Source organism: Stackebrandtia soli (assembly GCF_965137155.1).
GTDB classification, from domain to species: domain Bacteria; phylum Actinomycetota; class Actinomycetes; order Mycobacteriales; family Micromonosporaceae; genus Stackebrandtia; species Stackebrandtia soli.
Genome location: NZ_CBCRZX010000007.1, coordinates 90,782 through 112,308, shown reverse-complemented (window position 1 = coordinate 112,308; position 21,527 = coordinate 90,782). Strand labels below are relative to the sequence as shown.

20 protein-coding genes are annotated in these 21,527 nt (G+C 68.2%); 12 read left to right on the top strand and 8 right to left on the bottom strand.

Going from position 1 to position 21,527, the window contains the following annotated elements; genetic code table 11:
- The first annotated feature begins 21 nt into the window (after window positions 1–21).
- The 6 genes from rimO (at window position 22) to pspM (ending at window position 4,948) form a co-directional block, all read left to right on the top strand.
- Window positions 22–1,419, top strand: a complete 1,398-nt coding sequence (gene rimO, locus ACM9NP_RS06855) for a 30S ribosomal protein S12 methylthiotransferase RimO (protein ID WP_415645791.1) — start codon at window positions 22–24, stop codon at window positions 1,417–1,419.
- Between the two features lie 43 nt (window positions 1,420–1,462).
- Window positions 1,463–2,023: a CDP-diacylglycerol--glycerol-3-phosphate 3-phosphatidyltransferase gene (pgsA, locus tag ACM9NP_RS06850; RefSeq protein WP_415645749.1), complete on the top strand. Its 561-nt coding sequence runs from the start codon at window positions 1,463–1,465 to the stop codon at window positions 2,021–2,023.
- A 13-nt stretch (window positions 2,024–2,036) separates the two neighbouring features.
- Entirely contained in the window at window positions 2,037–2,555 is a 519-nt protein-coding gene (locus tag ACM9NP_RS06845) for a CinA family protein (protein WP_415645748.1), read from the top strand.
- A gap of 89 nt (window positions 2,556–2,644) precedes the next feature.
- Window positions 2,645–3,106: a helix-turn-helix domain-containing protein gene (locus ACM9NP_RS06840; protein WP_415645747.1), complete on the top strand. Its 462-nt coding sequence runs from the start codon at window positions 2,645–2,647 to the stop codon at window positions 3,104–3,106.
- A 97-nt stretch (window positions 3,107–3,203) separates the two neighbouring features.
- A complete protein-coding gene (locus tag ACM9NP_RS06835) occupies window positions 3,204–4,040 on the top strand; it encodes a PspA/IM30 family protein (protein WP_415645746.1) in 837 nt (278 codons plus the stop codon).
- 131 nt (window positions 4,041–4,171) lie between these two features.
- Window positions 4,172–4,948: a phage shock envelope stress response protein PspM gene (gene pspM / locus ACM9NP_RS06830; protein ID WP_415645745.1), complete on the top strand. Its 777-nt coding sequence runs from the start codon at window positions 4,172–4,174 to the stop codon at window positions 4,946–4,948.
- Between the two features lie 693 nt (window positions 4,949–5,641).
- Here the strand turns inward: pspM and ACM9NP_RS06825 are convergent.
- From ACM9NP_RS06825 to ACM9NP_RS06815, 3 genes are all read right to left on the bottom strand, one after another.
- Window positions 5,642–6,406 (bottom strand): GNAT family N-acetyltransferase, encoded by a 765-nt coding sequence (locus tag ACM9NP_RS06825; protein ID WP_415645790.1) that lies wholly within the window; start codon window positions 6,404–6,406, stop codon window positions 5,642–5,644.
- A gap of 140 nt (window positions 6,407–6,546) precedes the next feature.
- The gene (locus tag ACM9NP_RS06820; protein ID WP_415645744.1) at window positions 6,547–7,332 is read right to left on the bottom strand and encodes an SAM hydrolase/SAM-dependent halogenase family protein; all 786 of its coding nucleotides are present in this window, start codon (window positions 7,330–7,332) and stop codon (window positions 6,547–6,549) included.
- Window positions 7,333–7,360: 28 nt separating this feature from the next.
- Window positions 7,361–8,230 carry a GNAT family N-acetyltransferase gene (locus ACM9NP_RS06815; RefSeq protein WP_415645743.1) on the bottom strand — a complete coding sequence of 290 codons (870 nt, stop codon included), beginning with the start codon at window positions 8,228–8,230 and terminating at the stop codon, window positions 7,361–7,363.
- 67 nt (window positions 8,231–8,297) lie between these two features.
- Here ACM9NP_RS06815 and ACM9NP_RS06810 point away from each other — a divergent pair, with 67 nt between their 5' ends.
- Window positions 8,298–9,245, top strand: coding sequence for an aminoglycoside phosphotransferase family protein (locus tag ACM9NP_RS06810; RefSeq protein ID WP_415645742.1), 948 nt, complete (start codon window positions 8,298–8,300; stop codon window positions 9,243–9,245).
- Window positions 9,246–9,486: 241 nt separating this feature from the next.
- The gene (locus ACM9NP_RS06805) at window positions 9,487–10,845 is read left to right on the top strand and encodes a dihydrolipoyl dehydrogenase family protein (RefSeq protein ID WP_415645741.1); all 1,359 of its coding nucleotides are present in this window, start codon (window positions 9,487–9,489) and stop codon (window positions 10,843–10,845) included.
- Here the strand turns inward: ACM9NP_RS06805 and ACM9NP_RS06800 are convergent.
- Window positions 10,829–11,659: a DUF6597 domain-containing transcriptional factor gene (locus tag ACM9NP_RS06800; protein ID WP_415645740.1), complete on the bottom strand. Its 831-nt coding sequence runs from the start codon at window positions 11,657–11,659 to the stop codon at window positions 10,829–10,831. The genes ACM9NP_RS06805 and ACM9NP_RS06800 overlap by 17 nt on opposite strands.
- Before the next feature lie 111 nt (window positions 11,660–11,770).
- Between ACM9NP_RS06800 and ACM9NP_RS06795 the strand changes: the two genes are divergently transcribed.
- Both ACM9NP_RS06795 and ACM9NP_RS06790 read left to right on the top strand, forming a co-directional pair.
- Window positions 11,771–12,337, top strand: a complete 567-nt coding sequence (locus ACM9NP_RS06795; RefSeq protein ID WP_415645739.1) for a TIGR03086 family metal-binding protein — start codon at window positions 11,771–11,773, stop codon at window positions 12,335–12,337.
- 107 nt (window positions 12,338–12,444) lie between these two features.
- Window positions 12,445–12,759: an RNHCP domain-containing protein gene (locus ACM9NP_RS06790; RefSeq protein WP_415645738.1), complete on the top strand. Its 315-nt coding sequence runs from the start codon at window positions 12,445–12,447 to the stop codon at window positions 12,757–12,759.
- 530 nt (window positions 12,760–13,289) lie between these two features.
- On the opposite strand, the gene ACM9NP_RS06785 is transcribed toward ACM9NP_RS06790, so the two are convergent.
- Window positions 13,290–14,642, bottom strand: a complete 1,353-nt coding sequence (locus ACM9NP_RS06785; protein WP_415645737.1) for an NYN domain-containing protein — start codon at window positions 14,640–14,642, stop codon at window positions 13,290–13,292.
- A gap of 160 nt (window positions 14,643–14,802) precedes the next feature.
- On the opposite strand from ACM9NP_RS06785, the gene ACM9NP_RS06780 reads away from it, so the two are divergent.
- Together ACM9NP_RS06780 and ACM9NP_RS06775 are read left to right on the top strand one after the other, a co-directional pair.
- Window positions 14,803–16,056, top strand: coding sequence for a M48 family metallopeptidase (locus ACM9NP_RS06780; protein ID WP_415645736.1), 1,254 nt, complete (start codon window positions 14,803–14,805; stop codon window positions 16,054–16,056).
- A complete protein-coding gene (locus ACM9NP_RS06775; RefSeq protein ID WP_415645735.1) occupies window positions 16,053–17,177 on the top strand; it encodes a glycosyltransferase family 4 protein in 1,125 nt (374 codons plus the stop codon). Before ACM9NP_RS06780 ends, ACM9NP_RS06775 begins: the two co-directional genes overlap by 4 nt.
- Before the next feature lie 74 nt (window positions 17,178–17,251).
- Here ACM9NP_RS06775 and ACM9NP_RS06770 read toward each other — a convergent pair whose 3' ends face one another.
- From ACM9NP_RS06770 to ACM9NP_RS06760, 3 genes are read right to left on the bottom strand one after another with little or no spacing between them, the layout of a single operon-like run.
- The gene (locus ACM9NP_RS06770; protein ID WP_415645734.1) at window positions 17,252–17,920 is read right to left on the bottom strand and encodes a response regulator transcription factor; all 669 of its coding nucleotides are present in this window, start codon (window positions 17,918–17,920) and stop codon (window positions 17,252–17,254) included.
- Between the two features lie 5 nt (window positions 17,921–17,925).
- Window positions 17,926–19,581 (bottom strand): sensor histidine kinase, encoded by a 1,656-nt coding sequence (locus ACM9NP_RS06765; RefSeq protein WP_415645788.1) that lies wholly within the window; start codon window positions 19,579–19,581, stop codon window positions 17,926–17,928.
- A 57-nt stretch (window positions 19,582–19,638) separates the two neighbouring features.
- A complete protein-coding gene (locus ACM9NP_RS06760) occupies window positions 19,639–21,435 on the bottom strand; it encodes an AMP-dependent synthetase/ligase (RefSeq protein WP_415645733.1) in 1,797 nt (598 codons plus the stop codon).
- Between the last annotated feature and the right edge of the window lie 92 nt (window positions 21,436–21,527).

Sequence of the window (21,527 nt, the reverse complement as noted above, 5' to 3'; positions counted from 1 at the left end):
TCCGTTCGTCGCGTTGCCGTGATGACCCTGGGCTGCGCCCGCAACGAAGTCGACTCCGAGGAGCTCGCCGCCCGGCTCGCCCAAGGGGGTTGGCAGGTCACCGACGACAGCGACGGTGCCGACGTCGTGATGGTCAACACCTGCGGGTTCATCGAGCAGGCGAAACAGGACTCGATCGACACCCTGCTCGACGCCTCCGACACCGGCGCCAAGGTCGTCGCGACCGGGTGCCTCGCCGAGCGCTACGGTCGCCAGCTCGCCGACAGTCTTCCCGAGGCCGACGCGGTCCTCGGCTTTGATCACTACCCCGACATCGCCGCCCGACTCGACGCGATCGTCGCGGGCGAGGAGATCGCCTCGCACGAACCGCGCGATCGACGCAAGCTGCTGCCGATCACTCCGACCGAGCGCAGCGCGACCCAAGCGGTCATTCCCGGCCACGCCCCGGCATCGCGAGCCGACGAGGATGACCACCGACCCCAGCATCTGCCGGTCCTGCGCCGCCGTTTGACGGGCGGACCCGTCGCGAATCTGAAGATCGCCAGTGGTTGCGACCGGCGGTGCGCGTTCTGCGCGATCCCGACGTTCCGGGGCGCCTTCGTCTCGCGCTCGCCGGAGGAGATCCTCGCCGAGGCCGCGTGGTTGGCGAGTGAGGGCGTGCGGGAGTTGACTCTCGTGAGCGAGAACACGACGTCCTACGGCAAGGACCTCGGGGACGTCGCGGCGCTGGACAAGCTGTTGCCGCAGTTGGCGGCCGTCGACGGCATCAGTCGTGTTCGGTTGTCCTATCTGCAGCCCGCTGAGCTGCGGCCGTCGCTGATCGAGGCGATCGCTCGCACCGAGAAGGTCGCGCCGTACTTCGACCTGTCGTTCCAGCACTCCAGCCGCTCGTTGTTGCGTCGGATGCGCCGCTTCGGATCGACTGACGGCTTCCTCGAACTCCTCGAGTCGGTTCGGGCGCTGAGTCCACTGGCGGGTGCGCGGACGAACGTCATCGTCGGTTTCCCCGGCGAGACGGAGGAGGACGTGGCCGAGCTCGAGCGCTTCCTGACGAACGCCCGGCTCGACGCCATCGGCGTTTTCGCATACTCCGATGAGGATGGCACCGAGGGAGTCGACCTCGATGGTCACGTCGACCCCGACGAGATCGCCAAACGCTACGAGCACTTCAGCGTTCTCGCCGAGGAGCTGTCGTCGCAGCGCGCGGCCGAGCGCGTCGGCGAGACGATCTCGGTGCTGATCGACGCCGTCGACGACGACGGTGTGGACGGTCGTGCCGAGCACCAGGCCCCGGAGGTCGACGGCAACACCGCTCTCATCGGTGACGTCGACGACCTGCGTCCTGGCGACATCGTGACCGCCAAGGTCGTTGACAGCATCGGAGTCGATCTCGTGGCCGAGATCGTCTCTTCCGGCTGAGGACGCGTCGGTGCCGTCGCGGGAATTGGTGGCAGGGGATCAGATGACCAACTCTGTCTACAATGTAGCGAATGCGCTCACTGTGCTGCGGCTGGTGCTCGTGCCGGTGTTCGTCGCCTGCTTCATCGAGTCCGACTTCACGAATCGACAGTGGCTGATGATCGCGGCCGCCGTGTTCCTCTTCGCGTCCGCGACGGACTTCGTCGACGGCTGGCTGGCGCGCCGACACGACCTCGTCACGTCATTCGGGAAGATCGCGGACCCCATCGCCGACAAGGCCCTCACCGGAACCGCCCTGGTCCTGCTGTCGGCGTGGGACGCGCTGCCGTGGTGGGTCACCATCGTCATCCTCGTGCGGGAGATCGGCATCACGCTCCTGCGGTTCTGGGTGATCCGCTTCGGCATCATCGCGGCCAGCCACGGAGGCAAGATCAAGACGGTTCTCCAAGTCGTCGCGATCGGCTGGTACCTGTGGCCGACGACCGGCGTCCTGGGCGACATCGGACCGTGGATCATGGGCGCGGCGACGATCGCGACGGTCGTCACCGGGATCGACTATCTCGTCCGGGTCTTCGCGATTCGCCGTCGAGGCAAGGCCGCCTGATACCGTCGCTCTGGTGACGACGGCGACACCTGACACCACCGACGACGACATCTACGCCCTGGCCACCCGCATCGTGGCGCAACTCACGTACCGTCGCGAACGGATCGCGGTCGCCGAATCGTTGACCGGGGGGCTGCTCGCGGCGGCGATCACCGCCGCGCCGGGCGCCTCCGACGTGTTCACGGCCGGCATCGTCGCCTACCTCCCGGAGACGAAGACCGCGCTCCTCGGCGTACCCGCCTCGATCATCGACACGGCAGGCGTCGTGTCGAAACCGGTCGCGGAGGCGATGGCCGTCGGCGCGGCCGAACACGGCAACGCCGACTGGGGGATCGGGACGACCGGCGTCGCCGGTCCCGCCGCACACGGCGGGCGACCACCCGGCGACGTCGTCATCGGCCTGCGCTCGCCCGACGGCTCGGTGCACAGTGTCGAGCACCGGTTGAACGGCGACCGGGGCACGGTGCGACGCCAGTCCGTCGCGGCCGCGTTGCGCTTGCTGCTCACCGGAATGACGGACGTTGCGAATTGATAGAGCCGGGGCGGAGTAATCTGGCCTCCTGCCCGGTTATACGGCTAGTGCCGTTGCACGGCTGCCCTCGGATCAGACAGGAGATGACGATGGTCTTGCTGCGTCGAGTCATCGGTGAGACGCTGCGGAGCCGCAGGCGCGCCCAGCAGCGCACCCTGAGGGACGTCTCTGCGTCCGCGAATGTCAGCCTCGGATACTTGTCGGAGATCGAACGCGGACACAAGGAGGCGTCGAGCGAACTGCTGTCGTCGATCTGCGACGCGCTGGACGTCCGACTGTCCGAGGTGTTGGGCGACGTCACCACGACTGTCGCCAAGGAAGAAGGCGCCGTCGTCGCGCCCGCGGAGCTGCGCGATCGTGTGGGCGCTCTCGTGGGGATGCACGATCTCGGCAAGCCAGGGGAGGCGTTCACGGCACCGAAGCCGTCGACCGCTCCGCAACAGGAGAACCGCCCCGTCTCGGCGCCGACGTCGCTGGCCGCCGTACGCGCGCGGCGTGCCCGTCCCGGTTCGCACCGTTCCGCCAACCCCAAGGCGAGCGTCGCGGCGTGAGATATGGCGGTCAACCCGGCGCGGGTTGGGCGAGATGTTGCCCGGCACCATAGACTTGGTTGATTGAACCGCTGAAGACACTGGAAGGATCGCACCAATGGCCAATCCCTTCGTCAAGGGTTGGAAGTACCTGATGGCGCTGTTCGGCGCCAAGATCGATGAGCACGCCGATCCGAAGATCCAGATTCAGCAGGCGATCGAGGAGTCACAGCGGCAACACCAGGCGCTCGTGTCACAGGCCGCCGCCGTCATTGGCAATCAGCGCCAGCTGGAGATGAAGCTGTCCCGGACGATGTCGGAGGTCGAGAAGCTTCAGGCGTCGGCCCGGCAGGCGCTCGTCCTCGCGGACAAGGCACGTGCCGAAGGCGACGAGAAGAAGGCGGGGGAGTTCGAGAACTCCGCGCAGTCGTTCGCGGCGCAGCTGGTGTCGGCCGAGCAGTCGATGGAGGACCTGAAGACCCTCCACGACCAGGCGATCAACGCCGCCGAGCAGGCCCGTCAGGCCGTCGAGAACAACTCGATGATGCTTCAGCAGAAGCTCGCCGAGCGGACGAAACTGCTCAGCCAGTTGGAACAGGCGAAGATGCAGGAGACGATCGCCACCTCGTTGGAGTCCATGTCACAGCTGGCAGCCCCCGGCAATGTGCCCAACATGGATGAGATCCGAGACAAGATCGAACGCCGTTACGCCACCGCGATGGGCCGCGCCGACCTCGCCAGCAACTCGGTCGAGGGTCGCATGATGGAGGTCCAGAAGTCCACCATCGACATGGCCGGATCGTCGCGTTTGGAACAGATCCGGGCGAGCCTCTCCGGCGAGAAGCTCGGCTCCCAGGACAAGGCGATCGGCTCGTCGACCGACGGCGCCAGCGTCTCCCGTTTGGACGAGATCCGCGCCAGCCTCGGCAAGGACAAGGACTCCGCGACGGGCTGACGACCCGCCGCACACCGACCACGGCACGGCCCGGCTCATCGCCGGGCCGTCGCCCTATTCGAAACGCGAGGTGACATGAACGAGTCGATGCGTCGACGACACGTCGTGCCCTGGTCGGAGAGGGAGAAGTCATGAGGTTGTTCAGCGGTGTGCCCACTCACCTGAAGCGTCTCCGTTCGCGGAAGCGCGCGGCGCGGAGGTGGAGCGTCCTCGCGGGCCTGTTCGGCGGCGTCTCCGCCGTCGCGGTCCCGCTCGGCGGCCTCACCGCGGTCGACGCGGTCTGGACGGGCCTGTTCGGCGCCTCCGCGATCTTCGCGGCGTTCCGCTGGTCGGACTACCGTGCCCTCGCGAAAGCCTCGCCACAGGACCAGCAGCGGCTCAACGAGGTCGGTGTGGGCGCGTTGACGATGGAGGCGCACGCCGTCGCCGGTCAGTTGGCGGGGAAGTTCCGAAAGGGTCGACTCGGCGCCCAGTTCCGGCGTTCCGCCGCCGGGCCCGGCTATTCGAGGCTCGCCGACTGCGCGGCGGCTCTGGACCAGATCGAACCCCAACTGCCCGAGCACGCCCGGGAGACCGTCGAACAGGCACACGGAGCGGCCCGGGAGCTCAAGTCGCTCGCGGAGCGCATCCGCGGGATGGAACAGACTCTGGACGTGACACCGCCGCACCGTCGATCCGCTCTGGAGGAGTCGCACGCGGCGATGGTCGATCAGTTCAACGCCGGCGTCTCCGCCTACGAGGAACTCGTGGCGGCGTGCGCGGAGGTGCTGGGCCAGCACAGCGCTCTCACCGGCTCCGGCCACTCGGGCGCGGATCTGACGATGACCCAGCTCGACGACGCGACCATGAGATTGCGCGGCTTCGCCGACGCGATCGCGGAGATGCGCCAGCACCGTTCGCCGGGCTGACCCCCGCGAGTCCATACGAGACGATCCCGTCCGTGGAAGGTCTCGTCGCGGTCAGCAGGCGCCGCCTCCTCGTCGTCGGCATTGCGCTGTCGTGCCTCGGCATCCCTGAAGTTTGGCGACACCGGTTCGCGGAAGCGCCTTCGTCCCGGACGAGTCGGCCGCCAGGCCAGGGATCATGGGCTAGGAAGGTCTTGCGGCGGATTCACCACCGAGCTGCGCCTGGCTCTCGAACAGGGGCAGAAGCCCACGTCTATCGGGATCGGTGCCGGACAGCGCGGCGACTCGCCTCAGTTCGAACCCGTTTGAAGACTGGGCCATGTCACCCGCCTGAGTCCGGGCGTCCGTGGACCCGGCCCGGCCGGTCCGCGCCGACAAGGCCTATGCGTCCCGAGAGAACCGCGCCTTCTGCACGGACGTGGGGCCTCCGCTGCACCGTCCCGCGACAAGGTTGGCCAGGATCCACAACCGGGAGAAGCCGGCTCGCGTGGTGGCCGACCGCCCAGCTTCGACGCCGAGGACTACGGGGCCCCGGCATGCCGTCTAGCGCGGCATTGATCGCCTCAAAGTGAACTGTGCTGTGACCTCGAGATGCGACAAGTTCGCGGTTCGTAACGGCGCCACTGTCCCCGTAGTGGTCATCAACGAGTAGCACCGTCAGGAAGGGCGGGCGGCGGCCAGTGGAGGCCGGGCGGTTCAGGGGTTGATGGTGTGTTCGGTGAACTGGCCACAGGAGCGGAACCCCAGGCGGCGGTAGACGGGCTCGCCGTCGGCTGACGCCTGCAGGACCGCGATGCGGTGATCTCGGTCGCGGGCCGTGCGGAGTGCCGCGAGCGTGATGGCGCCGCCGTGCCCACGTCGGCGGTGGGCGGCCAGAGTGGAGATGTTGTAGATGCCGGCGACTCCCGCGTGGTGAAACACTTCTGCGGAGCAGACCGGACGGTTCTTCGCGTAGCCGACCAGGTACCGGGCCGGGCAGTGTGTGGCCAGTGCCTGCGGGGCGGCCTGGGCGAAGAAGCGGCGGACGGTGTCGGCGGGCGGGTCCCAGTTCGCGGCGAGAACCGTGGCGTAGTCGACGAGCTGTTCGGGCGTGCCCACCTCCTGGATGTCCAGTCCCTCGGCGGCGGGAGGTGGCAGGGTGTCGTCCAGCTCGGCACACATCGCCGTCTCGCGTTCGGACGCCGGCAGACCGGCCGCCGTCAGGCGGGCGGTGAGGTCCACTGGTGTCGAGGCGGGCCCCACCCACCAGGAGAAGCGACGGCCAGTGCGAGCCAGCGTCCGAGTGGTCTCGGTGATCCGCGTTGTAGCGTCGGCGGCGGTGAAGCGGGCCGCGGCAACGATGTTGAAAGTGTCGTCGTCTAGGCCGCTGTCCGCGACCAGGAGGTCCCCAGCATCTGTGACGGTGGCACCGGTCATGCTCCGGTGCAGGTGACAGGCATGTTCCGCCAGGTTCCGTTCCATCCTGTCCATCAAGTCGGCTTCATTGAGGAAATGATCATTCATATCGATTGATCCCAACATGACTGGGCGAGGATCGCATGCGATTTTGGGTCGCCCGACGGCAGTGTCGCGCCGGCGACGAGCACATTCGAGACCTGCCCCTAGTCGGCGGCCGTCAGTCGGACCATGTCGCCGATACGCACGTCGAGCGACTCCGCCGCCGATCCTCCGTTGCGTGCGATCGTGACGCGATCCGCCGAGTCGACGAGGACCACGAGTTTCCCAGTCTCGACCGAGCCGAACGTCTCCCCGGACTTCGCCGCCGTCCCATTGACGAGAAGCCGCTGCGCCAGTCCCGTCGCTGCGGACCCCGGTGCCGCCGTCTGGACGTTTCCGAACCTGTCGATCGCGATGACCTCGGCCGTCAATCCGTTGGCGGTGATGGACAGCAGGGGATCGGGCAGCCGCACCAGATCGCCCGGGTCGATCGGACCTCCGAGCGACGTCAGCGCGGTCCCCGTCGCCACGGCCGCCGCGACGGGTCCGAAGACGTCCCGACCGTGGAAGGTCCGTGACACCGGTTCACGGTGCCAGCGGGACTCCGTCAACTCCACGGCCCGGTCCACGCCACCGAGCGCGTCCGCCGCCCACGGCAACAGCCCGTTGTCGGGTCCGATGAGGACACCGCGTGGTGCCTCGATCGCGATCGCCCGTCTGTTCGTGCCCACGCCCGGATCGACGACGGCGACGTGGATCGATTCCGGCAGATACGGGACGGTCTGAGCGAGCACGAGAGCTCCTCCTCGCACGTCACCCGGAGGGATCTCATGCGTCACATCCAAAATGGATACATGCGGGGCACTCCACAGCATGGTGCCGTGGCACGCGGCGACGAACCCGTCCCGCGTCCCGTAATCGGTCGTGAAGCTGATCAACCGGTAGGTCATCCCGTCCCGCCTTCGAATCCTGGCCGCGTTACGTCAGTGACGCCGATCGGTACTCCGTCACCGTCCGATAGCCCATCCGGTCGTACAACGCGTTCGCGGTGGTGTTGTGCGCGAACACATGCAGCCGCACCGACGACAGTCCGAGTGTCAACGCGCTGGTGGCGGCGCGACGCATGACGCGGCGGCCGAGGCCCCGCCCGCGCAGCTTCTCCTCCACCACGACGTCTTGGACGTACACCTCGTCGACGTCCGGTCTCGGGTGCAGCCACAGGTACGCCGCCGGTTCGCCGTCGACCGCCAAGGTCCAGAGTTCGTTTCCGCTCGTCGCCGCCTCGTCTGGCAGCATCACCTTGATCAGCTCGTCGGCCTGGGCCAGGGCCTGATCCATCGAGACGCCGTCGCGGGTGGCGAGGCTCGTCGCGAAGTCGTCGATCATGAGACCCAGCCAACGCGGGTACTCCTTGGGAGTCATCGGAGCGATCGCGTCATCCGGCCCGCCGTCCTCCGCGCGGACCGTCAGCCGCTTGTGCCGTGAGGCCACGTCGTAGTCGGCGAAGAGCCGGGTCAAGGCCTCGTTCGTCGGTTCCGTCATCACCCGTATCTGGGTCGCCTCGCGTTCGAGTGCCCATCGCGTCACCAGTTCGCGCGCCGCGCGCCCGTAGCCCCTGCCCCGTTCGTTCGGTTCAATGTGGATGTCGTCGATGAACACGCCCATCGGCAGATCGGACGGCGAGAAGCCGACCGCGACGGTGCCGACGTCTCTCCCGTCGACCTCGACTCCCCATGCCTTCCATTCAACGAACACGCCCCTCCGCGCCGGTTCCCGCCAGCCGGGCCGCTCACGCCACCCGCTTTCCCACTGTTCCCGCCGTTCCCGTGACAACTCCGTCAGCCTCATGGCTGAAGGGTAGCCCTGGCGCACAGCCCGAATCGCCCACGATCAGGCCGTTCGTGATACTGGGGTCATGCCATTGCTGCCGCCATTCGTGATCACCACCATTGACACGTACTTCGGTGACCGCGGTCGGGAATGGATCGACGCCTTGCCCGCGACGATCGCGGCACGCTGCGAAGCGTGGGGTCTCACCGTCACCGGGAGCGCGCTCGACGGAGGCACCCATTCCTACGTGGCGCCGGTCTCTCAGGCCGATGGTTCCCCCGCCGTCTTGAAGCTGCCGATCGTGGACGAGGAGAATCTCGCGGAGGCGACCGCCCTGCGCTTGTACGACGGCGATGGAGCCGTCCGGCTGTACGACTTCGACCCCGTCAGCGGGGCGATCCTGATGGAGGCCGCGATTCCCGGCGGCCCGCTCGTCGTCCAAGGCGATGGGCCGCATCGGGAGGGTCGTCCCGAACACGCCGACGAGGTGCGCCTCGGTTGCGAGCTCTATCGGCGCCTGTGGAGGGTGTCGTCCGACGTCGTGGACGGCTACCCGGCGTTTCCGCTCGTGACGGACCTCGTCGCGCAGTGGGGCGACGACATCCCGAAACTGGCCGCCGCCGCGCCCGCCGGGGCGATTCCGTCGCGGCTTCTCGACCTCGGCGAAGGGGCCTGCGCCAGAATGTCCACACCGGATGGACAGATCGGGGTCGTCAACCGGGACACCCACCTCGGGAACATCGTCGCCGCCGGCCGTGAACCCTGGCTCCTCATCGACCCGAAGCCGCTCCTCGGCGAGCGCGCCTTCGACGCCGGGTACCTCACCGCGATCCAGGTGGAGACCGACCCGACGGTTCGGCAGGCCCGGCTCGCGATCGAGCGCACCGCCCGCTGGCTCGACGTCGACCCCGACCGTGTCGCGGACTGGGCATTTCTACGCGCGCTGGAGAACACCGTCTGGGCGTTCGGCGCCGACACGACCGACGACGCCGATCTGCAACTCGCCGTCGCCGTGGCGCTCGCGGACCGTTGATTTCGGATTCGATGCGACACGTCGGATCGAGAAGCGTGCCGTGTTGGCCACTATGCTCTCGCACTCCGATCACAATGGTCGGCGCATAACGACGGTGCGCGCTCCTCGCGGCGGATATTTCCGTCCGTCACTTCTATTGGCATCGATACCTGCTGTCGCCTCGCCGACAATTCCGCGAGTCGTTCTGTTGTAGCGTTCTTGTGACTGTGCAAGTGGGAATGTGAGCGGAATGGGGACGCAGATGAGTCAGGAGAAAGCCGACGTCGTAGTCGTGGGTCTCGGCGTCGGTGGCGAGGAAACGGCGGGCCGACTCGCCCAGGCTGGTCTCGATGTCGTGGGAATCGAACCGGAATTGGTGGGCGGCGAATGTCCATATTGGGGCTGTGTTCCCAGTAAAATGGCGATCCGCGCGGCGAACCTCTTGGCGGAGACCGCGCGAATCGACGGCATCGCCGGCCGAGCGCATGCTATTCCTGATTGGACACCGGTGGCGGAGCGCATTCGCGACGACGCCACTGACGACTGGGACGACACGATCGCCGTCGAACGGCTGATCGGCAAGGGGGTACGGCTCGTTCGGGGCCGAGGTCGACTCGCCGGTCCAGGCATCGTCGAAGTCGACGACACGACCTACACCGCCACCCGTGGCGTCGTTCTCGCCACCGGGGGCGCCCCCGTCGTGCCGCCGATACCCGGCCTCTCCGACACCCCCTACTGGACTAATCGCGATCTGTTGGCGGCCAAGGAACTCCCGGATTCGCTGCTCGTCCTCGGCGGCGGCGCGATCGGTGTCGAGATGGCGCAGGCACTCGCTCGCTTCGGTGTCGGGGTGACCATTGTCGAGGCACGGGATCGGATGCTGGCGCAGGAGGAGCCCGAGACGTCGGCGCTGATCGCGGACCTGTTGGGCAGGGCCGGGATCGATCTCGTGCACGGCGCGGCGGCGGCCCGGGTGACGTATGACGACGGCTTCGTGATCGCCTTGGACGACGGTCGGGAACTCGCCGCCGAACGTCTGCTCGTCAGCGTCGGTCGGAGGCCGTCGCTCGGGCCGATCGGCGTCGCCTCCGTCGGTCTCGACCCGAAGGCCCTGAGCGTCCCGGTCGACGACCGAATGCGTGCGGGCGAACGACTGTGGGCGATCGGCGACGTCACCGGCAAGGGCGCCTTCACCCACATGGCGATGTATCAAGCGGGAATCGCCGTTCCCGACATCCTCGGTGAGGACGGTCCCCGCGCCACGTACCACGCGGTGCCTCGGGTGACGTTCACCGATCCCGAGGTCGGCAGTGTGGGCATGACCGAGCGCGAGGCGCGCGACGAGGGGCGCAACGTCCACACCGGTACGGCTTCGGTGCCGACCACGACGCGCGGTTGGGTCCACAAGGCCGGAAACGAGGGCCTGATCAAACTCGTCGTCGACGCGGACGAGGATGTCCTGATCGGCGCCACATCCGTCGGTCCGTGGGGCGGCGAGGTGCTGAGCGCACTCGTGGTGGCCGTTCACGCTCGTGTCCCGATCTCGACGCTGCGGCAGATGATCTACGCCTACCCGACGTTCCATCGGGGCATCCTCGACGCCCTCAACGATCTCGGGTGAACGAAGCTGTCTCGTCGAGCCGGGCGACGTACCCGGTGGGGGAGAAGCCGGTCGCGGCGCCAAACTCCCGGATCAGGTGGGCCTGGTCCGCGTAGCCGAGCCGAGCCGCCAACGCCGACCAGTTCACCGCGCCGTCGGCGTGTTCGATCGCCTCGATCGCCCGGTACCGCCGGATCACCCACTTAGGAGAGAGGCCGATGTGGGTCGCGAAGAGTCGTTGCGCGGTGCGAGCCGACACTCGACCGGCGGTCGCGAGATCGTCGACGCGCAGGATCGACCGATCGGTGCGGCAGCGGTGCGCGAGTGCCATCGTCCGAGCGACCGCGTCGTCCACGGCGGACGGCATCGCCCGCTCCAGGAGCTCCTGAACCGCCGCGACTCGGTCCTCATCGGACGCCTCGCTGTCGATGACGGACGTGGCGGCGGCGAGGTCGTCTCCGTCGAAGAGCTCCGCGGCGGAGATCGACGTGTCGACGAGCGTGTGTCCCGGCGCGACCCCGGCGAATCCGCCGGGCCGGAACTGGACACCGAGAACGCGGCCCCGCCCGGACAGGGGACGCCGGGTGAGCGTCCGGCTCGGACCGTGGGCGCGCGGTCGATGGTCGTTCTGCCACACGAGATTGACGCACGGGTGCGCGACGACCTTCTGTTCGATCGGTTCCGTCAAGTCCCAATCGGCGAGCCAACAGTGCTCGACGACGGGGGTCAGCGGTGGGGCCACCGCGACCCGCCGGAAGTCGACGGCGCGCCGCATCCGCTCCGCGAACAGGATGCCACGGTTGTCGCTGCGGGGTCCGGTGTCGATGGTGGTCACGACGCCGTTATAGCTCTCGCGTGTGACATCGAGCCTCCCGGGATTGGCGCGTTTCTTCAAGCCGGGTCGGGCCGTCGGGCGTATGTTCGCCGTCGAGGAAGAGGAGACCCCATGCTGAAACTGTCCGATATGTACGAACAGGCGGCGACGCTCACGGTTCCGATCGTCGCGGCCGTCCGGGACGACCAACTCGCGGACCCGACGCCGTGCACCGAGTTCACGGTGCGCGACCTGTTGGGGCACCTGTTCGCGGTCGTCACGGAGTTCGAGAAGTCCGCACGCGGTGAACCGATGGACTTCGGCGGCACCCACGATTGGTTGACGGGGGAGTGGCGGACCGATTTCGCGACCCGGGTCGACGCGCTGCGGCACGCCTGGATGGCGGAGGACGCGATGTCCCACCCGTCGACGATGTTGCCGCGCGAGGTCGCCGCTCAACTGCCGCCGTTCGATCTGACCATTCATGGTTGGGACCTGGCGCGTGCGCTCGATGTTCCGTTGGTAGTGCCCGCCGAATTGACGGAGGCCGTCGCGGCGCTGAGCGAGACGCTCGCACCGATGCGGGGAGGCAGCGGCATGTTCGCGGAGGCCGTGCCCGTCCCCGCGGACGCGTCGGACTTCGATCGTCTGCTCGGGTCCCTCGGTCGCGACCCCGAGTGGAGCCGGACCGCACGCTGAGACGGTCGCGGGCCGCGACGCCGAGTGATGCGTTCGGCCCACTTGCCCGTCGGCGGTGGCGCGACCTAGAGTTGGCGTGCCCCGTCGACGTTCGAGGAGTCACGACCATGAGCCGCCGTAACGAGAACACCGGCTTCGTGTGCGCCCATTGCGGTGAGGCCGTGAAGGCATTGACGAACGGCAGCTATCGCAACCACTGCCCGTTCTGTCTGCATTCTCGGCACGTCGACGAGATGCCGGGCGATCGCGCGGCCGACTGCGGCGGCGTCATGGAACCGGTCGAGCTGCGCCACAAACCCGGCAAGGGCCTCCAGATCCGTTTCCGGTGCCTGGAGTGCGGAGCGGAGTCGTTCAACCGCGTCGCGACGGACACGGTGCAGCCCGACGACATGACGCGCCTGGCGCCACGTCTGCCCCTGTAACCTCGGCGACGCCTCGTTCATCCGGGCACCGCCAGACCGGCCCCGTGACCGGGGCCGTACGGCCGCTGCGTCAGTGCTGGCGCGAGAAGAACGTCTTCGACGCCAGGTAGATCAGCGTGATCAAAGCAACACCGGTGAAAACCAGTAGGACTATGCCAGTCATAGACAATCACCCCCGATGTGTCTTCCGGCATAACGCCGAGCACGCTCGGGCTATTCCGATGACCACCGAGTCGTCGCGACGAGCGGGTGAAACGGCGCGAGTTATCGGGCAGGCGGTCCAGTTCCAGAGCCGGTCGAGCGAGTGGAGTCGACAGACTCTAGAGGCTCTCTCGTCACCCGGCAGGTCGGCTACGGCGGCGTCGCGGTGTTCATGGTCGAACCGTTGACGCGGTGCGAGGGCCATCGGCCGCGTTGACGAAGCCCCCGCCGTGCTCAGGCACGCCGGAAGACATGGCCGACATCAGCACGTTGGAACCGCCTCGCCGAATGACGCCCGGCCACTCGCCTCACGCGACCCGAGACGACCTCTAGTCACGGCGTTCGATCTTGCGCAGCAGCGCCGACGACGGCAACGGGTACGCGCCGAGCCGTCGCGTCCCGTCCGCGACCTCCTTGTCGGAGGACACGACGATGAGCGGCCGTCCTGGCGGTTCGTTGCGGACGAGCTCCCGGATCAACTCGTCGGCGGTCCTGCCCTTGCGGCTGAACAGGACCCGCACGCCCTTCGTCTGCTGCTTCCGGCTCGCCGTGACGTCCGCGCCGTCGAAGACGACCGTCACTTCGGCCCCGGACTGTGCCCGTAGGCCCGCGACATGGTTCACGAGGCGCTGCCGTTGTTGTTCCAACGTCAACCCGCCGTACCCGCCGATCGTGACGTTGTAACCGTCGATGATCAGGTGCGCTCGCGGCATCGTGAGCAGTTCGTCGAGCCTCGCCGGGTCGTCGGCGTCGAGCGCGCGCGTCCGGGCGCGTCGAGTCGCCTCGCCCTCGTCGGTGAGGCCTTCGGCGTCGGCGACGATATCGGCGGGTGAGCGTTCCGCCGGATCGAGTGCCAACTCCCGACGCAGGCCCGTGGCGGCGCCCGAGATCGTCTCCAGGAGCAGCCACAACCGGGCCTCGTGCAGGGATCGCGCGTCCCGAGCCCCGCGCCGGGCCCGTTCCAGGGCGGTGCTCATCTCGTCCAACTGGGACTGGAGCTGTCGGGTCTCCTCGGAGTGCGTCGTCTCCGCCTGCCGCAGCCGACCGCGCTCCGCCGACAGCATGTCGCTGGCCTTGCGTTCGCGTTGCTTGACGGCGCGGGTCTCGGCGAGCGCCGCGCGATGCTGACGACGCAGCTGTTCTATTTCGGACCGCAGCTCGGCGAGTTCGGTGCGCAGCTTCTCGGCCTCGCGTTCGGCGACGGCCCGATCGTGTTCGGCGGCGGTCGCCCGGCGCTGGGCCTCGTCGACCAGAGCGTTCGAGTCCTGTTCCTCGCGTTGATGGGACTCGGCGTCGCGCGCCACGTCGATCAGGTCCGTCCAGCCGTCCGGGCGCAGCAGGAACGCGACGGCCGCGGCCTCGGCCGGGTCGTCGTTCGTGTCGGTACCGGTGTCGGACACCGTCGCGGGCAGAGGCAGGTCGGAGCGTTGGAGCAGGTCCGCGATCCGTTGCCGGAACAGGGGATCCCCGATGAGTTCGGTGCGCAGCGCCGGTGCGGCGAGTTTCGCTCGACGGGCGGGCGTGAACCGCGCGAAACGGCGCAGCGAGCGCGGCAGGTCGTCGGGGCGCACGGCGGGCAGGACCGTCGCCGCGAGCGGGACGAGTTTCAGCCAGACCGACTCCGGGAGCGTCGTCGGCTCCAGGTCCTCGGTGGCGGGCGAATCGCCAGGGACGTCGCTCATGTCGGGTCCGCCGTTCGCGACCACGCGAGTGCGAGAACGCCACGGTGGGCGCCCGCGTGTGGTGATCTCGAAGCCGACATGTCCCAAGTCTGCCACCGACGCGGGCGTAGACGTCGGCCCACCCGCGATACCGCGCGCCGCGACCGGCGACAATACGGGCGTGGGAACCGTCTTTCGAAACCCGGCCTTCGTCACCCTCCTCGTCGTGTTCGGTCTGCTGGCCGTGGTGGCCGCGATCCTCGTGCCGTGGGGCCCGCCTGCGACGCCGAGCCGCGCCGCCCAACTCGCGGCCGTCGCGAAACTGCCACCCGAGGTCGTCGCCGCCGGTAAGGCCTTCGCGGCGGCCACCCGGCCCGGCAGCTACCTGTCGATGGGGATCGGTCTGGTCGTGGCCCTGGTGCTCGGATTGACCCCGATCGGGGCGACGATCGTCGCGGCCTGCGGTCGAGTGTTCGGCGGCCACTGGCTCGCGGAGGCCGTGCTCGGCGGGCTGGCGATCATGATCATCTCGCAGGCGGTGACCCTGCCGCTGTCGGCGTGGCGCCACACCATTCTCGTCCGATATGGAATGTCAACGCAGGGTTGGGGAGGCTGGATCGCCGACGTCGCGCGGTCCTACGCCGTCACGATCGTCGTCGGCGCGCTGATCCTCGCCGCGTTCTACGGGTTGACACGACTCTCACCTCAGCAGTGGTGGGCCTGGGCCGCAGGTGGTGCCGCCGTCCTCGTCATGCTCGGATCGGCCGTGTACCCGATCCTGATCGAGCCGGTCTTCAACTCCTTCAGCTCTCTCGACGACGGGCCACTCAAGACGGAACTGTTGGAGATGGCCGAACGTGACGGCGTGCCCGTCGGCGATGTCCTCGTGGCCGACGCCTCCCGCCGCACCAACGCCGTCAACGCCTATGTGTCCGGGCTCGGCCCGACCCGTCGCATCGTCGTCTACGACACGCTCCTGACCAAACCGGACGACGAGGTCGTCTCCGTCGTCGCCCACGAACTCGGGCACGCCAAGAACGGCGACGTGTGGATCGGGACGGCCCTCGGCGCGCTCGGCGCCGCCGCCGGAGTGTGCCTACTGGCGCTACTCGGCACAGCGACCGGTTTCCTGCGCCGCCTTGGCATCGACACGATCACGTCGCCGCGCGGCGTGGCGTTGCTGCTCGCGGTGTTCGCCGTGGTAGGTCTGGTGGCGACCCCGATACAGAACATCGTGTCGCGGTCGATCGAGCTGCGCGCCGACGAGCACGCGCTCGAACTGACCGGCGATCCGGACACGTTCATCCGGATGCAGACGACCCTCGCGGAGACCAATTTGTCTGATGTAGACCCACCAGTGTGGTTGCACTGGTACTTCGGCTCGCACCCGACGACGGCGCAACGGATCGCCCTGGCGGAGGGCTTCCCCTGGTGACGCGCGTCCTGCTCGTCACGAACGACTTCCCTCCTCGTCAAGGCGGCATCCAATCCTTCGTGCACGGGATGGCGACGCGCCTGAAGGTCGACCACCTCGTCGTCTACACGTCGACGAGCTCCGGCGCCGTCGCGTTCGACACCGCCCAGCCGTTCCCCGTTGTCCGCGCCGACACGACGATGCTGCTACCGACCCCCGACGCCGCCAGACAGGCCCGTCGGATCGCCGTCGACCACGACTGCGACACGGTCCTGTTCGGCGCCGCCGCCCCACTCGGGCTGCTGGCGCGGGAACTCAAACGACGCACGCCCGTCCGCCGCGCCGTCGCGCTCACCCACGGCCACGAAGCCGGGTGGGCGGCCCTTCCCGGTGCCCGCCAGGCACTCCGGCGCATGGCCGCCGACCTCGACGTCGTCACCTACCTCGCCGAGTACTTCGCCGACCGGTTCCGCCCCGTCATCGGCGGCCTGACCCGGCTCGAACAGCTCACATTCGGCATCGACACCGACCGATTCCATCCGGACGCCGACGGCACGGCGGTCCGCCGCCGCCACGGTCTGACGGGACGACCGACGATCGTGTGCGTCTCCCGTCTCGTCTCCAGGAAGGGCCAGGACCGGCTCATCGACGCGTTGCCGCTCATCCACCGCCGCGTCCCGGACGCGGCACTGCTGTTCGTGGGAGGCGGCCCCGCCGAGACGGTGCTCCGGCGCCGGGTCGCCCGCGCCGGTCTCGGCCCCGACGTCGCGTTCGCGGGTGCCGTCGACGACGCCGACCTGCCGGCGCACTACGCCGCCGGTGACGTGTTCGCGATGCCGTGTCGCACCCGGCGCGGCGGTCTCGACGTCGAAGGGCTCGGCATCGTGTTCCTCGAAGCCTCCGCGACCGGCCTACCGATCATCGTGGGCGACTCTGGCGGCGCCCCGGACGCCGTGCGGCACAACGAAACCGGCTACCTGGTGGACGGCCGGGACGTCGACCGGATCGCCGCGCTCACGTCCCGACTCCTCACCGACCGCGCCCACGCCGACGCGCTTGGCACGGCGGGTCGGGAATGGATGCTCCGGGACTGGACGTGGGACCGCTGCGCCGACCGGCTCGCGGTTCTACTCGACGGCTGACCGCCGGAAACTTCACCCGGACACGATCGCACCCGGTGACCATGTCTGTCACCGGGTGCGATCGTGTCGTTCGGTTAGAACTTGGGCGAATCGGGGGCCTCCAACAGCCCCAGCTTCAATGCCGTCATCAACGCCTGAGCCCGGTTCCCCGCCCCCAGCTTCTCGTACAACTTCGAGATGTGCGTCTTCGCCGTCGACTCCGACACGTACAGCTGCTTCGCGATACCGGCGACGCTCATCCCGTCCGCCAACAGCTTCAGCACCTGGGCCTCGCGCGGGGACAATTGCGGGCCGGTCGGCGTCAGACGACGCTTCATGGCCTCCGCGAGATCCGCGGCGGTGAACGCGTTGGGAGTCGTGGCCGCGTGCCGCGCCGCCGACACGACGTCGTCGGACGGAGCGCTCTTCGGAACGAACGCGCTCGCCCCGGCTTCCAAGGCCCCGAACAACTGGTCGTCTCCGGCGTACATGGTCAATACGACGATCCCCATCGACGGGTGCGCCTTGCGCAGCTTCCGCGTCGCTTCAAGCCCCGACCCGTCGGGCAAACGCAGGTCCATGATCACGACGTTCGGCTGCAATGCGGCGGCCTTGCGCAGGCCGTCCCCCGCCGTGCTCGCCTCGGCGACGACCTCGAACTGCGGGTCACGGCTGAACGCGTGCCGCAGACCCTTGCGGATCAGGTCGTGGTCGTCGACAATGAGCACCGTCGTCGATGATTCGTTCCTCGTAGGGCTATTCATATCTATTACTCCCTTGCAGTTTCCGAGGACACGCTACCTGGCCGCGCTGAGGGCGCTAGCAGCACCGCGACGGTTGTCCCTTGCGGTTGACGTGGCCTTATTTCCAATGAACCCCTGATGCGTTCGGCGCGCTCGGACATGATCGTCAACCCGTACCTGCCGTCACCCGCGTCCTTGGCCAGTCCCTTGCCGTCGTCGGCGACCTCGACACGCGCGTACGGCGGGTCGACTTCGCAGGTGACCCAAAGGTTCTCGGCGCGGGCGTGCTTGCGTGCGTTGTTGATCGCCTCCTGGGCGATCCGGAGAAGTTCGGCCTCCGTGGCGGCGGGCAACCGGGCGCCGCCCTCGTCCAGCGACAGGTGAACACGCAGCCCGGCGGACGAACCGACGGTGCGGGCGTAGTCGGCGATCGCGGTCGTCAGACCGCCGTGCCGGTCGACCTCGCTGCGGAGTTCGAACAGCGACAGTCGCAGTTCCGTGACGAGGCGGGTCACCTCGTCGCGCAGCTCCTGAAGCTGGGACTGGGAGTCCTCGGCGTCGTCGGGCAGTTGGGCGAGCGCGTGGTCGATGCCGTAGCCGAGCATCGCCAGCTCCTGGGCGATGCCGTCGTGGATCTCCCTGGCGAGGCGTTGCCGCTCCTCGGCGGTCGCCAGCGAACGGACCTCGTCGAACAGGAGCGCCGTCTCGAGACGCAGCGACGTGCCCGACAGTTTCTCGGCGACCTGGTCGACGACCTCGGGCGGGTACGCGCCCTGCTCGTCGGTTTCGGCGAGGACGAGACCGACCGTGCGTCGGTCCGCCACCAGTGGCACGACGAGCGCGGACACCTCACCAGTGTGCGATCGAGACAGGGACGACGAGCCGGTGTGCGGTTGCTGGCCGGCCCACGAGTCCGCCAGGAGCGTGTTCGCCGGAAGCGATGTCTCCCAGTCGACACGGTCGGCCGCCGACTGGGCGAGGACGACGAGCCGGTCACCGCCTCCGGCGGCGAGGACGGCCGCCCGCTCGGCGGACACGCTGTCGCGTACCTGTTCGAGGATGTCCGCCGCGATTCCGCCGGGGTCGAGCGTCCCGCCCGGCAATTGTCGGGCGACCGCGCGCAGCTGGGTGAGCAGCGCCGTCGCCTCCGCGTACGGCCTGGACGCCATCGGGACTTCGGTGTGGAGGAGCTGCCGCAGCCAGTGGCCGACGATCAGCGCGATGGTGCCGAGGCCGAGCGCCGTCACCATGCCCGCGAGGTAACGCTGCGAGTCGAAACCGGCCGTCACCCAGGACGCGGCACCGAAAGTGACCGCCGCCGACATGTACAGGACGATCGCTTCGATCGCGCCCGGGTACCGTTCCACCAGGCTGTGCGGCGGAGCGGCGCGAACTCGTTCGCCGCGAAGACCTCCGAAGATGGCCGCGCCGCCCACCGGAACGATGATGAACGGCAGCAGCCAGTTGTTGTAGTCCGCCGCGAGGCAACCCACGACGACGACGGTGACCTCGGCGAACCTACCGACCCGTCCCGCGATGGGATGGGTAGTGGCGAGGATGACCGGCAGCGACGCGATCGCCAACAGCCCGCACCACAGCAGTGCCACAGGGCCTTGCCGGATCAGCCCGGCGAACAGGACCAACAGGAACGCTCCCAGTTGCAGCCCCAACGCCGGCCACATCCAGCGTTGTTTGACCCACAGCAGGTACCTCATGTCCTCCCCATCGCCGGGCGCCGATCACGACGAATAGAGCGCCTCGAAATCGTCGGCATACTTCGCCAACACTACGTTGCGTCGGACGCTCTGTTTCGGAGTCACCTCACCGGTCTCCTCCGTCAACGCGGCGGACAGGACGCGGAACTTCTTGATCGCCTCGGCGTTCGAGACGGTCTTGTTCGCGGCGTTGACGGCGTCCTGAAGCTGTTCCAGCACCTCGGCGTTGTCCACGAGCGTCGAGATCTGCGTGTCGGCGGGGAGTTCGTGCCGCTCCAGCCAGCCGGGCAGCGCCTCCGGGTCGAGGGCGATGAGCGCGCCGATGAACGGCTTCTGGTCACCGACGACGAGCACCTGGCCCACCAGCGGGTGCGACCGGATTTTGTCCTCCATCGGAGCCGGGGCGACGTTCTTGCCGCCCGCGGTGACGATGATCTCCTTGCTGCGACCGGTGATCGTGACGAAGCCGTCGGCGTCGAGTTTCGCGATGTCGCCCGACTTGAACCAACCGTCCGCGTCGAAGGCCTCCTTCGTCGCGTCCTCGTTGTTCCAGTAGCCCTTGAACACCTGGGGGCCCTTGATGAGCAGTTCGCCGTCGTCGGCGATCTTCACCGTCGTCGACGGGATCGGCCGACCGATCGACCCGATCCGCAGCGCCGTCTCCAGGTTGATCGACACGACCGGCGACGTCTCCGTCAGGCCGTAGCCCTCGTAGATCGTCACGCCGACGCCCCGGTAGAAGTGCGCCAGACGCTCACCGAGCGGAGCGCCGCCGGAGACCGCCGACTTGCAGCGACCGCCGAGCGCGGCCCGCAGCTTCGAGTAGACGAGTTTGTCGAACAGGCCGTGCTTGAGCTTCAGGCCGAAACCGGGGCCGCCGGTGTCGAGCGACTTCGAGTAGTCGATCGCCGTCTGCACGGCCTTGTAGAAGATGGACTTCTTCAGTCCGCCGCCGTCGATCGCCTTCTGCTCGGCGCTGTTGTACACCTTCTCGAACACGCGCGGAACGGCCAGCAGGAACGTCGGCTTGAAGTCGGGCATCAACGCCGCGATGGCCTTCGTGTCGGGCACGTGCCCGATTCGCACGCGAGCCTGAAGGGCGCCGATCTGGATGATCCGGGCGAGCGTGTGCGCCAGGGGCAGGAACAGCAGCGTCGTCGCGCCGGGGTGGAACAGCGTGTGCAGACCGGGAAGCGTGTTCCCGATGTCCGCCAGCAGGTTCCGGTGCGTCAGGGTGCAGCCCTTCGGGCGGCCCGTCGTTCCGGACGTGTAGATGATCGTCGCGAGGCCCTCGGCGGTGTGATGGGCGCGCAGCGCGTCGACGTCGGCGTCGCTCTCCTTGCCGGCTTCGCTCAGCTCGGCGACGCAGCCGGCGTCGATCTCCCAGACCTTGGTCAGCTCGGGCAGCTGATCCTTGACCGAGTCCACGATCTCCGTGTGCCTGGGCGCCTCGGTGAAGCACGCGACCGCCCCCGAGTCAGACAGAATCCACTGTGCCTGGTCGGCCGACGACGTCTCATAGATCGGGACGACGACGCACCCCGCGCTCCAGATCGCGTAGTCCAGGAGCGTCCACTCGTAGCGGGTCCGCGACATCAAACCGACCCGGTCGCCCGGCTTGATTCCGGCCGCGGCGAGCCCCTTCGCGACGGCGATGACCTCGTCGCGGAACTGCTGGAGCGTGACATCTCGCCAGTCGTCACCCTCGGGAATCGCGTACACCACAGAGTCGGGGTGGTTGTCGGCGTTTTCCCACAAGATCGTGGTGGTGTTGTGGTCATCGGGCACGGTGACCACGGCTGGTACGGAATATTCGCGCACGGCTGGCTCCATTGACTTCTTTCACGCCGACGTAATGAGCGTGAAACTTCCGTGATGTGGACTTGTGTACGGAAACGCTACCGGTGTGAACG

Coding starts and splice junctions, on each gene's coding strand:
- rimO (WP_415645791.1), top strand. CDS start 22: ATGACCCTGGGCTGCGCCCGCAACGAAGTCGACTCCGAGGAGCTCGCC.
- pgsA (WP_415645749.1), top strand. CDS start 1,463: ATGACCAACTCTGTCTACAATGTAGCGAATGCGCTCACTGTGCTGCGG.
- ACM9NP_RS06840 (WP_415645747.1), top strand. CDS start 2,645: ATGGTCTTGCTGCGTCGAGTCATCGGTGAGACGCTGCGGAGCCGCAGG.
- ACM9NP_RS06835 (WP_415645746.1), top strand. CDS start 3,204: ATGGCCAATCCCTTCGTCAAGGGTTGGAAGTACCTGATGGCGCTGTTC.
- pspM (WP_415645745.1), top strand. CDS start 4,172: ATGAGGTTGTTCAGCGGTGTGCCCACTCACCTGAAGCGTCTCCGTTCG.
- ACM9NP_RS06825 (WP_415645790.1), bottom strand. CDS start 6,406: ATGGAACGGAACCTGGCGGAACATGCCTGTCACCTGCACCGGAGCATG.
- ACM9NP_RS06820 (WP_415645744.1), bottom strand. CDS start 7,332: ATGACCTACCGGTTGATCAGCTTCACGACCGATTACGGGACGCGGGAC.
- ACM9NP_RS06815 (WP_415645743.1), bottom strand. CDS start 8,230: ATGAGGCTGACGGAGTTGTCACGGGAACGGCGGGAACAGTGGGAAAGC.
- ACM9NP_RS06810 (WP_415645742.1), top strand. CDS start 8,298: ATGCCATTGCTGCCGCCATTCGTGATCACCACCATTGACACGTACTTC.
- ACM9NP_RS06805 (WP_415645741.1), top strand. CDS start 9,487: ATGAGTCAGGAGAAAGCCGACGTCGTAGTCGTGGGTCTCGGCGTCGGT.
- ACM9NP_RS06795 (WP_415645739.1), top strand. CDS start 11,771: ATGCTGAAACTGTCCGATATGTACGAACAGGCGGCGACGCTCACGGTT.
- ACM9NP_RS06790 (WP_415645738.1), top strand. CDS start 12,445: ATGAGCCGCCGTAACGAGAACACCGGCTTCGTGTGCGCCCATTGCGGT.
- ACM9NP_RS06785 (WP_415645737.1), bottom strand. CDS start 14,642: ATGAGCGACGTCCCTGGCGATTCGCCCGCCACCGAGGACCTGGAGCCG.
- ACM9NP_RS06770 (WP_415645734.1), bottom strand. CDS start 17,920: ATGAATAGCCCTACGAGGAACGAATCATCGACGACGGTGCTCATTGTC.
- ACM9NP_RS06765 (WP_415645788.1), bottom strand. CDS start 19,581: ATGTGGCCGGCGTTGGGGCTGCAACTGGGAGCGTTCCTGTTGGTCCTG.